This is a genomic window from Chryseobacterium sp. Y16C, from assembly GCF_022488405.1.
GTDB lineage: Bacteria > Bacteroidota > Bacteroidia > Flavobacteriales > Weeksellaceae > Chryseobacterium > Chryseobacterium geocarposphaerae.
The window spans coordinates 2,872,483-2,889,030 of sequence record NZ_CP092711.1; the positions used below are offsets into that span (position 1 = coordinate 2,872,483).

Below are 16,548 nucleotides of genomic sequence, written 5' to 3' on the forward strand. Positions count from 1 at the left end.
TTAAAGAAATAGTATTATGAAAAATTTAATCAAAATCCTAGGAGCTTTTATGCTATTGTTTTTTGCTGTCACGGCAATTTCATCATGCAGTGATGATGATGATCCTGTAAATAATGACTTCTTCGCGGGTACTTACAAAGGTAGTATTTCTTATAATGACGGAGGATCTACCAATATCAGTACCAATAACGGAAGTGTTTTTGTAACAAAAATTGCAAGCGGAACAAAATATAATTTCGCTTTTTCAGACAGCATCCCCGATCTCAATGGTATTGAGTTTGAGCAGAAAGGTGACCATACCCTTGTTATGATCGGATCCAGTGCAACATCATATATTAGAATTGACAATAACGAATTGAAGATTCTATTTATGAAAGATGGTAAAACCTGGACCGCAAATTGTACACGATAAACCAACTATTCATATGTTTGACCCGTGTCGCCTGTATAGGCGACACGGGTTTTATTTTTCAGCAATTTCAAAATTACTCCAACTGCACGTTTACTGGATTAAGATTTTTTTAATCTGTAATAAACTTTAGTTAAGTTTATAAAATCTATTTTTTCAGCCCGCTTTTTGCATAACTTTGGATAAGAAAAACAAACAAAATCATCATTATGAAAAAATTTTTTACCGCAATGTCATTAGCTTTAGGACTTGGACTTGCAACTGCTCAACAAACCGCTCCAGCAACATCTACCACAACTCACCATGTAGCTAAAACTACAACCAAAACGGCGACTAAAGAAGTAAAAGCAGCAAAACCTGCTACTGCACCTGCAGCCGTAAAAATGAAAAAAGACGGCACTCCGGATAAAAGATATAAGGAAAACAAACACCTTAAAGCGGACGGAACTCCAGACAAAAGGTATAAAGAAAACAAATAAACTCAACATATAGTTGTTATTTTCATAATCAAATTTCGAAGAACCGATGTACACTCATTCATCGGTTTTTTTATTGCTTATTTTTTCAAAATGTCTGCAAATTCTTTAGTTATTTATAAATTTGAACCATGTTAAATTTCCTAAAGAAAAATGCGGCATTGATTTGGGCTAAAAAGCACGTTCAAAAAGCTGAAGAATTCAAGAAAAATGCAGAGAAAGACCAAGAAGATCTGCTTTTATCTCTCGTGAATACAGCCAAAAAAACTCTTTTTGGAAGAGAGCATGATTTTGAAAACATCACCTCTGTAAAAGACTTTCAGGAAAAAGTTCCTGTCGCTGATTATGAAGATCTTAAACCCTATATCGAGAGAGTAAAGAAAGGACAGGCCAATATCTTATGGACAGACACCCCCGAATATTTTGCAAAAACTTCGGGAACAACGTCCGGCTCAAAATATATCCCTATTTCGAAAGACGGAATGCCATTCCAAATTAAAGGAGCTCAAAGTGCCCTTTTTCATTATATCGCTAAAAAAAACAATGCCGATTTTGTAAAAGGAAAAATGATCTTTTTACAGGGAAGCCCAGAATTGGAGGAAAACTTCGGAATAAAAACCGGCCGGCTTTCAGGAATTGTTGCCCATCATATTCCAAATTACTTGCAGAAAAACAGACTTCCAAGCTGGGAAACCAACGTTATGGAAGACTGGGAGGCGAAAGTGGATAAGATTGTTGAGGAAACGGAAAAAGAAAACATGACGCTGATCTCCGGAATTCCACCCTGGCTGATTATGTATTTTGAAAAATTGACTGAAAAGCATGGTAAAAAAATCAAACAAATTTTTCCCCATCTTCAGCTTATTGTAACGGGAGGTGTAAATTATGAACCTTACCGTGATAAAATGGAAGAATTACTTGGAGGAAAAGTCGATATTGTCCAGACATTTCCGGCCTCGGAAGGTTTTTTCGCATTTCAGGATGATTATACTACAGAAGGATTGCTTCTCTTAACTAATCACGGAATTTTCTATGAATTTATTCCACTGGAAGAATATGGAAAACCCAATGCTAAAAGATTGACTTTAAAAGAGATTGAACTTAATAAAGATTACGCATTGATTTTAACAACAAATTCAGGTTTGTGGGCATATTCGATTGGCGATGTAGTAAGATTTATTAATAAAAATCCTCACAGAATTCTGGTAAGTGGAAGAACCAAACATTTCACCTCAGCTTTTGGAGAACACGTCATTGCATTTGAGGTAGAAGAAGCTATAAAGGCAACTTTAGAAAAATTCTCGGCGCAGATTACCGAATTTCACCTTGCGCCACAGGTAAACCCTACAGAAGGACTTCCCTATCACGAATGGTTTATTGAATTTGAAAAAGAGCCTGAAAATCTTGAAGCATTTAAAAACGAACTGGATGATCAGCTCAGAAAGCGAAATACCTATTATAATGATTTAGTTTCCGGAAATATTCTTCAGAAGCTGCATATATCAAAACTTACCAAAAATGCGTTTACTGAATATGCAAAGTCACAAGGTAAACTTGGCGGACAAAATAAAATTCCAAGACTTGCCAATGACAGAAAAATTGCAGATTTATTGGAAATTTATAAACTTTAAACACATTTTTTCAATTCCGAAAACGTATATTCGAAAAAAATTATAAATTTGAAAAACTAAAAAATATAATGAAAGCATCTGTACTTTTAAAATCATCTTTATTGACGTCTTTATTTGTAATTTCATCTTGTGCGACTACAAAGTACACAGATGATATTGCCAAAAACAATTATTCTAACCTTGAAGCAGGAAGAATGTATACCGTAATGATGAAAGACGGATCAAAAAATCAAAAAATACTTTTTCGTAATGTAGATGGCAACAACCTTATTGGTACGGCAGGAAAAAAAGACAGTACAGAAGTGATCATTCCTAAGGCTAATGTTGCCGCTGTAAGAGATATCAGAAAAGCAAGAACAGCAGCCGGAGCAGTAGTAATCGGAGCTGCAGGAGTTGCTGCTTTGGTAATCAGTGCTTCAAGAGCAGATAACTAAATAGATTTTATCTTTCAAGTGGTATTTGATTTATCATTTGGATTTATAATAAAGAAATAGGCCTGAATGAATATTTAGGCCTATTTTTGTGCATGGTTTCTTTTACACCCCTAAAAACTTTACAAAATACCGAATTCAGAAATCTTCTTGCCGGAAGATTTTTTATTGTTTTAGCGTTCAGGATGCTTGCTACTTTATTAGGCTGGTGGGTGTACCAGCTTACAAAAGATCCTTTTTCTATAGGGCTAATCGGTCTTTCAGAAGTAATTCCGGCAGTAAGTTGCGCCCTGTATGCAGGACATGTAATCGATATGAATGAAAAGAAAAAACTCCTGCTGATCTGTAATTATGCTTATGTTTTTTTAATTGGGCTTTTATTAATTCCCGCTTTTCTCAATGTAAGAATGCATTTCAACGGCCATCAGATTACTTATTTTATTTATACCGTTATTTTTTTCACAGGAATTGCAAGAGCTTTTATTGGTCCTATTGTTCCTTCCATGATTCCTAAGATCGTTCAAAAGGAAAGCCTTCCACATGCGATCACCTTAAACCAGGCTACCTTTCTTATCTCTTCGGTATGCGGACATGCATGCGGAGGATTTTTGATCGGCTTTTTTGGTATAAAGTGGACCCTATTCGTTATTATTGGACTTATTATCCTGGCTTCTTTATTTTTCTGGCAGCTTAAAAAACAATATTCTGAATACAAAAAAGAATCTGTAAATGTCATAGAAAGCATGAGGGAGGGTATTTCTTATATTTTTAAAACCAGAGAAATTTTAGGTGCTTTATGCCTTGATATGTTTGCTGTTCTTTTTGGAGGTGCTGTTGCTATGATCCCTGTGTTTGCTACAGACATCCTTAAGGTAGGTGCTGAAGGATTTGGACTTTTAAATGCAGCTTCCGACATAGGATCAATGTGCATTATCACCATTTTATCCATTGTTCCGCTGAGAAAAAACCAAGGAAAAATTCTGTTAGCAGTTGTTGCTGGATTTGGATTATGTATCATAGGATTTGGGTTATCCAAACTTTACTGGCTATCATTCCTGTTCCTAGTAGCAAGCGGAATGCTTGATGGAATTTCTGTAGTAATCAGAGGGACCATAGTACAGTTAAAAACACCTGATCATATTCGGGGAAGAGTGCTTAGTGTAAATTCTATTTTCATCATGTCCAGCAATGAAATGGGACAGTTTGAGAGTGGTCTTATGGCAAAGCTTCTTGGTGTAGTAAAGTCTGTAGTTTTTGGAGGAAGCATGACCATTCTGATTGCACTGCTGGTAGGAAGTACAAATTCCAAACTAAGAAAGATGCAATATTAATTATCATTTTAAGGACAGTTTATTTAAACCGACCTAAAATTTAGTATTTTAAGTATTTTTAACAAAACTCTCTCTTATTTGATAAAATATTTTTACATTTGTCATTACTTTTTTAATTTTATTATCAAAAAAAATTTAAAATGAAAAAACTACTACTCTTTTCCATTTTATTCCTTTACCAAATATATTATTCACAGTCAGATTGTGTTTCGGCAATACCGGTTTGTGGAAACTCCAATCTTTCCTATGACCCTTCAGGGCCGGGAAATGTTTCAGATATTCCCAATCCAGCTCCGGCTGATCTTTGCCTTAAATCCGGAGAACATTATTCCGTTTGGTATTCTTTTACCATAGCAACATCGGGAACACTAACATTTGAAATCACCCCAAACACAAATCCTAACTTACCAACAACCGACCCAGCTAACCAGGCAGATTATGACTGGGCCGTATGGGGAGGAGGCAGTGGTTATACCTGTGGAAATTTAGGCACACCTGTCACTTGTAATTATGCCGGGAAAACAGGAACCTGGCCTTATCCGACAGGTCTTTCAAGCAATCCACCGAATGCACCGAATACAGGTTATAACCCTCCTATAAATGTAGTAGCTGGTGAAACTTACGTTTTACTGGTAGATAACTACAGCCACAACTCATTAGGATTTTCATTAACCTGGGGCGGAACTGCAACATTAACTTCTGCATTCAATGATCCTACATTAACGCCTCATCCTTTTATAACACCTGGAATTCCAAATGCAACAGATCCAACTGCTCCCAATGAAATTTTAAAATGCGTTCTACCAACAACTTTCGACTTTAGTACGCTTAGTGCAGGTATTATAAATGGTAATCCAAATTTTACAGTTACTTATCATTATACAGGAAATGATGCAATAACCGGACAAAACCCAATCACAACACCTATAATGGTTGATGCGGTAAGCATTTATTATTACAGAATAAAATATACCGATCCGGCAAACCCTACCAATCCTATTAACGGATGTTTCCAAACAGGAAAATTCAAGTTCCGACAAGGGAATATTACGGCAAGCAATGCAACGGTAACTGCATGTAATTATAACAACACGGGAATCGGAACATTTGATCTTACATCTGCGGCTGTATACTCTGGTACTGCAACTAAAAAATATTATCCGACTCTTGCGAATTTAAATGCAGGAACAAACGAAATTACAAATCCAGCCAGCTATTCTTCGAATGAAAAAAAAGTATATGTAAAAGTAATTACTTCTGACGGCTGTAGCGCTACTGCTGAAATCACATTACAGTTTTTACCACCTTTACCTGTAAATAACGCTACAGTAATGACGTGTAACAACAACGTTACAGGTTCCGGCATTTTCGATTTAACATCAGCCAATGTCTACTCTGGAACTAATATTACAAAAACATATTACACGACTCTTGCTGATCTGAATGCGGGCACTAATGCAATTCCAAATCCTGCAGCTTATACCTCTACTGTTCCGAAAACAATTTTCGTAAAAGTAATGACAGATAAAGGATGTACTGGTAATGGACAGATAACTCTACAATTTTACCCGACTGTTATTGTAAACCCTGCAACTATTGAAACCTGCTATATAGAAACAAATATTTCTACAGGATCCTTCAACTTAAAATCAGCAAATGTAAATTCCCAACCTGGCACAACTATAAAGTACTACACCACTTTAGCTAATGCAACAGCAGGAACGAATGAAATATTAAATTCTTCAGCATATGTTTCTACAAATGGCGAAGTATACGCAAAAGTATTTAACTCTAACAACTGTTATTCTATTGCGAAAATAACTCTTAAAGTATTACCTCCTGTAAAATCCTCCGTATTAGCAGATAAAACAATCTGTATTGATGACAGAACTACATTAGACGCTGGTCCCGGATTTACAAGCTATGAATGGAGCACCGGAGCGACAACTCAATCTATACAAGGAGTACCTGTAGGTGAATATTGGGTAAAATTGCAAACAGGAACATGTTTTACACTTCAAAAAGTAAATGTATATTCTGCAGAGCAACCTGTTATCACTAGTCTGGATATTAAGAACAATACAATTACAGTAAATGTGAATGGGGGTACCCCTCCTTATAAATATTCATTAGATGGTATTAAATGGCAGGATACTAACGTATTCACAGGACTCCCAAGGGGAGAAAATAAAGTATATGTTAAAGATTCTTATAATTGTGATCCAATAGAAGTTCAGGTAACTGTTCCGAATCTTCTGAATGCCATTACGCCAAACGGAGATAACGTGAATGATTATATCGACTACAGCGCATTGGCATATAAGAAAAACTTAGTATTCATTGTTTATGACAGATATGGAAACAAGCTGTACGAAGCAGGCAAAATCAGAGATTACAAATGGGACGGAACAGCATCAGGAAAGAAAATCCTTACAGGAACTTACTGGTATTCTATCTCTTGGAATGAAAATGACAAAAACAATACACAGACCAAATACAGCGGATGGGTATTGGTAAAAAACAGAGAATAAATAATTAAATTTTTAATAAAAAAATCACTTCTACCGGGAGTGATTTTTTTATGCACCAAAAAAAAGCCTTTCAGTACTAATAATTTAAACTTATCAACATTAAAATCTTAATTACTATTTTTTTATTACTTTTCAAAAAAACTATCTTTGCATATTATGGCGCAGAAAGAAACATTATCATCTCTTACCCACGGAAACTTTGCGAAAGAGCTGTCAATTGCAGATGGAAAAATGCCTCCTAATGCAGTAGATTTTGAAAAATTGGTTATAGGTACTTTTTTGATTGATAAAAAAGGGCTTGACCACTCGATTGACCTGCTTACTCCAGAAGTATTTTATGATCCGAGACATCAGGTAATTTTTTCTACCATTTTAAAACTTTATGAAGGCAACCAGCCGGTTGACTTAATGACCATTATTCAGGATCTCAAAAAAGAGGAAAAACTGAATCAGGCAGGAGGAGACCATTACATTATTGATCTTACGATGGGAGTAAGCTCTTCCGCCCATATTGAATATCATGTCCGGGTTATTCTTGAAAAATATATTTTAAGAAGTTTAATTAACGTTTCAGCGAACGTTATTGAATCTTCATACAGAGAGTCAACAGATGTTTTTGAACTTCTGGACAAAGCAGAGCAATCTTTTTTTGAAATTACAAACGGGACCATCAAAAAAGGATTCGATACAGCCAACTCATTGGTAAAGCAGGCAATCGACACCATTAAGTCACTAAAAGACAAGCAGGGTCTTTCAGGTGTTCCTTCAGGATTTCGTGATGTAGATAAGGAAACCGGAGGATGGCAAAATTCCGACCTTATTATTATTGCAGCACGTCCCGCAATGGGGAAAACCGCCTTCCTTCTTTCAATGGCAAGAAATATTGCAGTGGGACATAAAATTCCTATGGCACTGTTCTCTCTGGAGATGGCTTCAGTACAGCTTATCACCAGAATGATCGCCTCTGAAACAAGAATTTCTTCAGAAAAACTAAGAAAAGGAACCTTAGATGATGAAGAATGGCAAAGACTGTTCTCCAATGTATCTGAGCTTGAAAACGCCCCTCTGTATATTGATGAAACACCTTCCCTTTCTATCTTTGACTTCCGTGCAAAATGCCGAAGACTGGTAATGCAGCACGGGGTAAGATTGATCATGGTCGACTACCTTCAGCTGATGACAGCAGGAGGCGGCGGAAAAGGAACAGGAAACCGTGAACAGGAAATTTCCATGATTTCTCGTTCATTAAAAGCTATTGCAAAAGAATTAAATGTTCCGGTAATTGCACTTTCACAGCTATCGCGAAGTGTGGAAACCCGTCCTGGCAAAAGACCCCAGCTTTCGGATTTGAGGGAATCCGGAGCGATTGAACAGGATGCAGATATTGTATCTTTCATCTTCAGACCGGAATATTATAAAATTACGGTTTGGGATAACGATGAAGAAGGACAGGAAACCTCAACAGAAAACCAGGCAGAGCTTATCATTGCAAAGCACAGAAACGGGGCAACTGCAGATGTAAGACTATCTTTCCTGAAGCATTTTGCTAAATTCGGAGACATCGAAGCTGCTTTTGATGGCGGAAGCGGAGGGTATCCTTCCGGTTTTGGACAAAATGAACCAAGCGGTTTTGATAAAATTAAGACAACAATTCAGCCAGGTGCAGCGTTTGATCTGCCGAATAATTCTCAGGTTTCAGGATCTTCCATGAATGATTTTGACGATGATGATGATTTTCCTTTTTAAGATTTAGATTATAAGATTTGAGAATCGAAATATATACCGACGGAGCTTGTAGCGGAAATCCCGGAAAAGGAGGATATGGAATTCTTATGCGTGTACCGGAAAAAAAGTATCAGAAAACATTCTCTAAAGGCTTTAGAAAAACAACCAATAACAGAATGGAACTTTTGGCTGTCATTACCGCTCTCGAAAAATTAAAATCTCCGGAAAATGATATCCATATATATACCGACAGCAAATATGTAGCCGATGCAGTGAACCAAAACTGGATATCGGGATGGATAAAAAGAGGCTGGAAAAACGTGAAAAATCCGGATCTTTGGAAGAAATTTGTTGAACTCTATAACCTTCACCAGCCCAAAATGCATTGGATAAAAGGTCATGCAGGCCATTTTGAAAATGAACTATGTGACAAACTCGCTGTGGCCGCTGCCAACTCAAGCTCCCTTGAAATCGACACTTACTTTGAAAATCTTGATAATAACAGTCTTTTTTAGTTTTTAATTAAAACAATTACAAATAAAAACGAGTTCATTTTTCCTTTTCATTTTTATGATTTATTGATAAATAAATAGCATTTACGAGAAGATTAACAGAAAATATACATTATATCAGCAAGATTTAATATATTTACACGTTTAACTAAATCTCCTCTTACATGAATAAAATTTTATTATCTTATTTAACGATAATCTTATTTTGTATTTCCGGAAACCTCCTCTCCCAGACCTATCAGCTAGCAGGAAATCCGGTAAATACTACTGGTTGGACACTCGTCTCTCCCGCTGTTGTAAATACTGATTTTGTACAACTGACTCCTGACACTAATAACCAATCTGGTTCTATCCGGCTAAATGACCCCATCAACTTAAAATATTGTGACAAATGGAGGGTAGAATTTGACTTCAGAATGGATTCTGACCAAACCTATAATGGGGATGGTATTGCATTTTGGTATCTGGCAAACCCGCCTATAGCAAGTGTATTAGGTTCCGGAATCGGAGTTTCTCAAAATGCGGTTGGTTTCATTGTTGGTTTTGATACGTTTAACAACTCTACAGGAAGTTCGGGTATGAGCAAAGTTCATGTCGCCTATGGATTGGTACAAAATACTACCGATACCAATAACGTAGAATTTTTTAACACTCCGGGAAGTTCTTTTCATTCGGCAGATCTTAATGCAACTCAACCGTTTCAAGGAACAACGTATAAGCATGTGGAAGTTAGCAGCCAGGTAGATCCCGCAAATCCCGCAAACTGGATTGTGAAGATCGTACTTGACGGAACAGTAATCTGTAATCAATCTTTTGCGCCCTCTGGTGCAGCGGCAGCAATGACGGTAGGATATTTTGGATTTTCCGCTTCTACAGGAGGCGCTAGATCCAGACATTCCATTAAAAACGTAAAAGTTTATATGGATAAAGTTGCCCTAAACAAAACAACAGTTACAGATACATTCTGCCCCAATCCAAGTACTGGTTTTGCAACCGTAAATCTTACCTCTTACAATAGCCAGTTTGTAACAACGCCTAGTAATTATACATTTACATATATTGCAAACGGAACTACTGTTACCAACCCGACCAACTTTCAGTTCAATACCAATACAACTGTCAACGTAATTGTAAAAGATAATTCTGCAATTCTCTGTGATAATCCTGATGGAAAAATACAGCTTACTCTATCTCCATTTACGGCCAATAATGTCACCATAAGCGAATGTAACAACAACAATGCTACGACAGCCACATTCAACCTGAATAATGCTCCCGTAACAGGTGTACCCGGTGTTGTAAAAAAATATTACCGGACATTAGCAGACTTAACCGCCGGTATCAATGAAATCACCACTCCTAACGCTTATGTTTCTGCACCTGGTAAAGTATATGTAAAAGTCACTACTCCGCAGGGCTGTACAGGAAATGCTGAAATCACGTTAAGTTTCCTTCCTTTACCTGTTTCTAATGACGCATCAATACAGTCTTGTTTCATTGAAGACAATCCTACTGAAGCTTTATTTAATTTAGATACTGCCAATGTATCTACAGAAGCAGGAATAACAAAAAAATATTATACAACTTCAGCTGATGCTTTAGCTGACACGAATCCAATTCCAAATCCAACAAACTACATCTCTTCAAATGGAGAAGTGTACGTAAGGATAAAAGGTGCAAATTCTTGCTATATTATTAAAAAAATAAAATTAATTGTCTTAGCTCCTGTAACATCTTCCGTACTGAAAGACAAGACAATATGCATTGATGATAAAACAACATTAGATGCAGGTCCCGGGTTTGCGACTTACGAATGGAGCACAGGAGAAACAACCCAGTCTATTCAGAACGTACCTGTAGGAATTTATTGGGTAAAACTGAAAACAGGCAATTGTATTACAAAACAAATAGTAAGAGTAATTGCTGCTGCGGATCCTGTAATTACAAGTTTAGATATTACCAATAATACAATCACTGTAAATGTATCCGGAGGGCGTGCTCCCTATCAGTATTCTTTGGATGGTATAAAATGGCAGGATTCCAATGTATTTACAGGGCTTCCTAGAGGAGAAAATAAGGTCTTTGTAAAAGATTTTTACAATTGTGAGCCAACTCAGATACAGGTAACTGTTCCTAATCTAATCAATGCCATTACTCCAAACGGAGATAATATCAATGATTTTATAGATTACAGCGCTTTAGCTTACAAGAAAAATTTAAGTTTTGTAGTGTATGACAGATATGGCAACAAAAAATTTGAAGCAGATAAAACAAGAAACTACAAATGGGACGGAACTTCAGGTGGTAAAAAGATAACCACAGGAACTTACTGGTACACCATATCTTGGAATGAAAATGACAAAAATAATACTCAGACAAAGTACAGCGGATGGGTATTGGTAAAAAACAGAGAATAAAGAATTAGGATTTTTTGGGGGCGCTTATATGCAGGCGCCTCCCTTTATTCTCAAAACAATTTAATTTCCCCCAACAATATATATAGTATTTACAAAATGAAAAAAATTCTACTTTTAGGCCTTTTAGCCTTTCTTTTAATAATTCCGTTAAAAATATCCGCACAAACCTACCAGCTTTCAGGGAATCCTGTAAATACAACAGGCTGGACAATGGTTGGTCCTACCACGGTAAATACAGATTTCGTTCAGCTCACTCCCGATCTTAATGATCAATCAGGATCCATAAGGCTGAATGATCCCATCAATTTGAAATACTGTGACAAGTGGAGAGTGGAGTTTGATTTCAGAATGGATTCTCCTCAAAGTTACAACGGAGACGGTATTGCATTTTGGTATCTTGCGAATCCACCTGTTGCAAGTATACTAGGTTCAGGACTTGGAGTCTCACAAAATGCCGTTGGTTTTATCGTTGGTTTTGACACCTACAATAATACAACCACAGCTCAGATGAGTAAGGTACACGTAGCATACGGACAGGTTGCCAATACAACAGACAGCAACAATGTTGAATACTTCAACACGCCAGGAAGCTCATTTCACTCTCCGGATCTCAACCCTACCCAAAATTTTAGAGGGAGCACCTATAAACATGTTGAAGTAACCGGTCAGGTAGATCCTGCCGCTCCCGCCAACTGGATTGTAAAAGTAACACTTGATGGAACAGTAATCTGTAATCAGTCTTTTGCTCCGGCAGGCACTGCCGCTGCAATGACAGTCGGGTATTTTGGGTTTTCAGCATCTACAGGAGGTGCAAGAGAAAGACATTCTATTAAAAATGTAAAAGTATATGTGGATAAAATCCCATTGTTGGCAACTACCATTACTAAAACTATTTGTCCAGACTCTACAGGAACTTCTACTATTGATTTAACTACCCTGAATTCTCAGTTTACAGCAACTCCGGCCAACTATACTTTTGCATACTATGTTACAGGAAGCGGAACTCCTATTGCAAACCCTACGCATTTCCAGTATAGTGCAACAACAAGCATTTCTGTAGTTATAAAGGATCCTACCTCAGTATTATGTGACAATAATGATGCGAAAATCACCTTAAACGTTGCACCTACAGTAAGTGTTACCAACGCCATTCTAAGATCTTGTTTCCGCCCGGAAAATACCGCCACAGGACTATTCAACCTAACAACAGCACCAATAACCACTACTTCGGGGGTCACTAAAAAATATTACCCTTCATTAACCGATGCACAAAACGGAACAAACGAAATTTTAAATCCTGATCAGTATATTGCTCCAAACGGTGTAGTATATGTAACAGTAACCAATATTTATGAATGTTCTGAAATCGCAAAAATCACCTTGGAAGTATTCCCTCCTACTCACTCAACTGTTTTAAAGGATAAAATTATTTGCTTTGAAGATAAAACAACATTAGATGCAGGACCAAACTTTGACGGATACAAATGGAGCACCGGAGCAACAACACAATCGATATCTGATGTTACAGTAGGTACATATTGGGTACAATTAAAAACAGGAGAATGCTGGACTACGCAAACCGTAAAAGTTTATCCTTCCGAACAGCCCGTAGTTTCAAGCATTGATATCGCTACCAATACTGTTACGGTTTACGTAACCGGAGGAACTGCTCCATATAAATACTCTATGGATAACATCAGCTGGCAGGATTCCAACGTTTTCACAAATATTACGAGAGGTGATCATACAGTATATGTAAAGGATGCCTATGATTGTGAACCCGTAGTAATCAATATTGTTGTTCCTAACCTAATCAACGTTATTACACCAAATGGAGACGGGGTAAATGACATTATCGATTATTCCGCATTAGCAAACAAACAAAACCTAGTGTTTAGTGTATTTGACAGATACGGAACAAAAATCCATCAAGGGGATAAATCCAATAACTACAAATGGAACGGAACTACTGCCGGAAGAAAAGTTCCTACAGGAAGCTACTGGTATTCTGTAACATGGAATGAAAATGACAAAAAAAGCACTCCTATTAAATATTCCGGATGGATATTGGTGAAAAATAGAGAGTAATAAACATTACCATAAATTTTAATAAGGATTATTTCAAATTGAAGTAATCCTTATTTTTTTGTATTAAAACCCTTTTTCTCACCTTCAATTATTAAATTTGTAAGATGAATTATTTAGAGGCTTTAAGCAGAAGATATTCTGTGAAAAAATTTAATTCCGAAATTATACCCCAGGAAACATTGCACAATATTCTTGAGTCAGGAAAACTATCGGCAAGCTCTCTTGGCCTTCAGCCTTACGAAATCCTAGTAGTGGAAAGTAGGGAGATGAAGCAAAAATTAATTCCGGCATTTTATAATCCATCCCAGATTTCCACATGCTCTCATTTAATTGTTATTATTTCAAAAAAAATGGTGGATGATAATTATATCAACGGATATTTCCGACACATATCCAAAGTAAGAGAAACACCACTGGAAAAACTGGATCTTTTTAAAAACAGCATTAACCAACATATTAATCAAAAAACACAAGATGAAATTTTCAATTGGGCAGAAAAACAGTCTTATATCGTACTGGCCAACTTAATGTATGCGGCAGCAATCGAAAATATAGATACTTGTCCTATGGAAGGTTTTCGCCAGGAACTCATCGAAGAAATTTTAGAGATAAATCCTGAAACCGAAAAAGTAACCGTCACCCTCGCTTTAGGCTACCGTTCGGAAGAAGATCATTTCCAGCACATGAAAAAAGTAAGAAAACCAAACGAAAAATTGTTTAAATTTATTTAATTATTTAGACAATTGTCTTAAACTAAGGATATGATAAAAGCGGATGTATTAGTAATCGGTTCCGGAATCTCGGGACTTTCTTATGCCATAAAGGTTTCTGAACAGTTTCCTGACACCAAAATAATCATCGTAACAAAATCTGACGAAGATGAAAGCAACACCAAATATGCACAAGGAGGGCTTGCTGTAGTTACAGACTTCCAAAAAGATAACTTTGAAAAACATATTGAAGACACCATGCGTGCAGGAGATGGCGAAAACAAACGCGATGTTGTAGAAATGGTAGTCACCGAGGCCCCGAAAAGATTCAGTGAAATTGTAGAATGGGGAGCAAATTTCGATATGAAAAATGGAAAATTTGCTTTAGGAAGAGAAGGAGGACACACAGAAAACCGAATCGTACATCATAAAGATATCACTGGTTTTGAGATTGAAAGGGCCCTTCTGGAAACCGCCAATAAAAGTGAAAATATCGAAATCCTTGATCATCACTACGTAATTGATATTATCACTCAGCACCATGTTCCCGGAAAAGAGCTCAATGAAGGCGACATTCATTGTTACGGAGCTTATATCTTAGATGAGAAATCTAAAAAAATAAAAAAAATAACCTCAAAAATAACTTTGGTTGCTACCGGAGGAGCTGGTCATGTTTATAAAAATACAACCAATCCTACCATTGCAACAGGAGACGGAATCGCTTTTGTAGCAAGAGCGAAAGGAAAAGTTTCCAATATGCAGTACTATCAGTTTCACCCGACGGCCTTATACAGCAAAATAGACGGAATGTTGTTTCTAATTTCCGAAGCCGTACGTGGAGACGGAGCAAAACTGAGAACAAAAAGAGGTGAAAAATTCATGCACAAATATGATGAGCGTGAAGAACTTGCTTCAAGAGACATTGTTGCCAGAGCGATTGATGCTGAAATGAAAATCACCGGAGATGAATATGTAGGATTGGACTGCAAGGAAATGGACCATGAAAAATTCTTAGAACATTTCCCGAATATTTATAAAAAATGTAAAGACGAAGGAATTGATCCCTTCACTCAATTAATTCCCGTGGTTCCGGCTTGTCATTACTTAATGGGTGGAATTGAGGTGGACAGAGACGGCCAATCTTCTATCCGAAATCTTTTTGCGGTAGGAGAATGTACTAATTCCGGTCTTCATGGTGCCAACAGATTAGCTTCAAATTCTTTACTGGAAGGCCTGGTTTTCGGACACAGTGCCGCTATGAAAACCGTTGAGCTATTACATGAAAACAATTTTAACTTTGATGATCTAAAAGCTGTCCCGGAATGGAATGAAGAAGGCATGAAAATCATGGATGAGATGGTAATCATTTCATACTTAAGAAAGCAGCTTCAGGAAATGATGAGCGATCTGGTGGGTATTGTAAGAAGTAACCGTCGTCTGAATATGGCACTGCAAAAACATCAGGAAATAGCCGCTGCAGTAGATGAGATCTACCACTACTCTATTCTTTCACCTCAACTATCTGAATTGAGAAATTTAACCACTGTTGCCCACCTTATCATTACACAATCTATGGAAATGAAAGAAAACAAAGGAGCATTTTATAATAAAGATTTGGCTTAAAGAAATTGTAAAGCGGAGGTCATGGAAATATTCAGTTTGAGAATTTTAACAATTGTTAAGGTCTTATACTTTTTAAGAATATCATTGATTGTAGCTATTTCCATAATAATTTTGTTTCTTTTTTTCGGTATTGAAAACAGAAATCATTGGGGAGAAATTTTGGGTGGAGTAATTATTTTCGCAGCTATCTTTTTTGAGAAAGATTTATTTAATTACTTTAAGAAAACTATTATTTCCAAAGCAAAGCACCCGCTTCCTTTAAATGTATTATGTAATATAATTCAATTAGGAAAACCCTATTATTTTGGGAAAAATAAATTTGATTTTGATGAGATCATCAATGACAATAAACTTCCTCTAACTTTTTATCATATAAATAACAAGCAATATCCTATCTTGCAATTTGATAGAGAAAAAATTATTTTTCATTACCAAGAATACAGTTGGGAAAATTTAAATTGGAAGTACAAAATAGCCAATATATCCGGAAGACCTAAAGATAACGTCCCAATAATTGAATTTGAAGATATCACCTCAGATAACACTAGAATAAAAAACAAAATAGAGTTCGAAAAAATAAAAGCTGAAGAAAATGAAGTAATTTTACTTTTTATAATACACGATCTATTATTTGGTACAAAAGCATCATACTATTACTAAAATA

General features: G+C 36.5%; 13 protein-coding genes. All 13 read left to right on the forward strand.

The features are described 5' to 3' along the window. Positions 1–16 precede the first annotated feature (16 nt). Positions 17–412: a hypothetical protein gene (locus MKS83_RS12850; RefSeq protein ID WP_240580018.1), complete on the forward strand. Its 396-nt coding sequence runs from the start codon at positions 17–19 to the stop codon at positions 410–412. Positions 413–618: 206 nt separating this feature from the next. Beyond that, positions 619–888, forward strand: a complete 270-nt coding sequence (locus MKS83_RS12855) for a hypothetical protein (RefSeq protein ID WP_240580019.1) — start codon at positions 619–621, stop codon at positions 886–888. A 128-nt stretch (positions 889–1,016) separates the two neighbouring features. After that, complete coding sequence (locus tag MKS83_RS12860) at positions 1,017–2,516, forward strand: GH3 auxin-responsive promoter family protein (RefSeq protein WP_240580020.1); 1,500 nt, start codon at positions 1,017–1,019, stop codon at positions 2,514–2,516. Between the two features lie 68 nt (positions 2,517–2,584). Then, positions 2,585–2,950, forward strand: coding sequence for a hypothetical protein (locus MKS83_RS12865; RefSeq protein ID WP_100377303.1), 366 nt, complete (start codon positions 2,585–2,587; stop codon positions 2,948–2,950). A gap of 92 nt (positions 2,951–3,042) precedes the next feature. Continuing rightward, entirely contained in the window at positions 3,043–4,278 is a 1,236-nt protein-coding gene (locus MKS83_RS12870; RefSeq protein WP_240580021.1) for an MFS transporter, read from the forward strand. Between the two features lie 140 nt (positions 4,279–4,418). Then, the gene (locus MKS83_RS12875; RefSeq protein WP_240580022.1) at positions 4,419–6,809 is read left to right on the forward strand and encodes a T9SS type B sorting domain-containing protein; all 2,391 of its coding nucleotides are present in this window, start codon (positions 4,419–4,421) and stop codon (positions 6,807–6,809) included. A gap of 156 nt (positions 6,810–6,965) precedes the next feature. Then, entirely contained in the window at positions 6,966–8,555 is a 1,590-nt protein-coding gene (gene dnaB, locus MKS83_RS12880) for a replicative DNA helicase (RefSeq protein WP_240580023.1), read from the forward strand. 17 nt (positions 8,556–8,572) lie between these two features. Then, on the forward strand, positions 8,573–9,049 hold the full coding sequence (rnhA, locus tag MKS83_RS12885) for a ribonuclease HI (protein WP_100377307.1): 477 nt from the start codon (positions 8,573–8,575) through the stop codon (positions 9,047–9,049). A 161-nt stretch (positions 9,050–9,210) separates the two neighbouring features. Then, entirely contained in the window at positions 9,211–11,463 is a 2,253-nt protein-coding gene (locus MKS83_RS12890; protein WP_240580024.1) for a lectin-like domain-containing protein, read from the forward strand. Positions 11,464–11,559: 96 nt separating this feature from the next. Continuing rightward, positions 11,560–13,551, forward strand: coding sequence for a T9SS type B sorting domain-containing protein (locus MKS83_RS12895; protein WP_240580025.1), 1,992 nt, complete (start codon positions 11,560–11,562; stop codon positions 13,549–13,551). A gap of 104 nt (positions 13,552–13,655) precedes the next feature. Further along, a complete protein-coding gene (locus MKS83_RS12900) occupies positions 13,656–14,282 on the forward strand; it encodes an NAD(P)H-dependent oxidoreductase (RefSeq protein ID WP_240580026.1) in 627 nt (208 codons plus the stop codon). A 30-nt stretch (positions 14,283–14,312) separates the two neighbouring features. Next, the gene (nadB, locus tag MKS83_RS12905) at positions 14,313–15,884 is read left to right on the forward strand and encodes an L-aspartate oxidase (RefSeq protein WP_240580027.1); all 1,572 of its coding nucleotides are present in this window, start codon (positions 14,313–14,315) and stop codon (positions 15,882–15,884) included. A 21-nt stretch (positions 15,885–15,905) separates the two neighbouring features. Further along, a complete protein-coding gene (locus MKS83_RS12910) occupies positions 15,906–16,544 on the forward strand; it encodes a hypothetical protein (RefSeq protein WP_240580028.1) in 639 nt (212 codons plus the stop codon). The last annotated feature ends 4 nt before the right edge of the window (positions 16,545–16,548 follow it).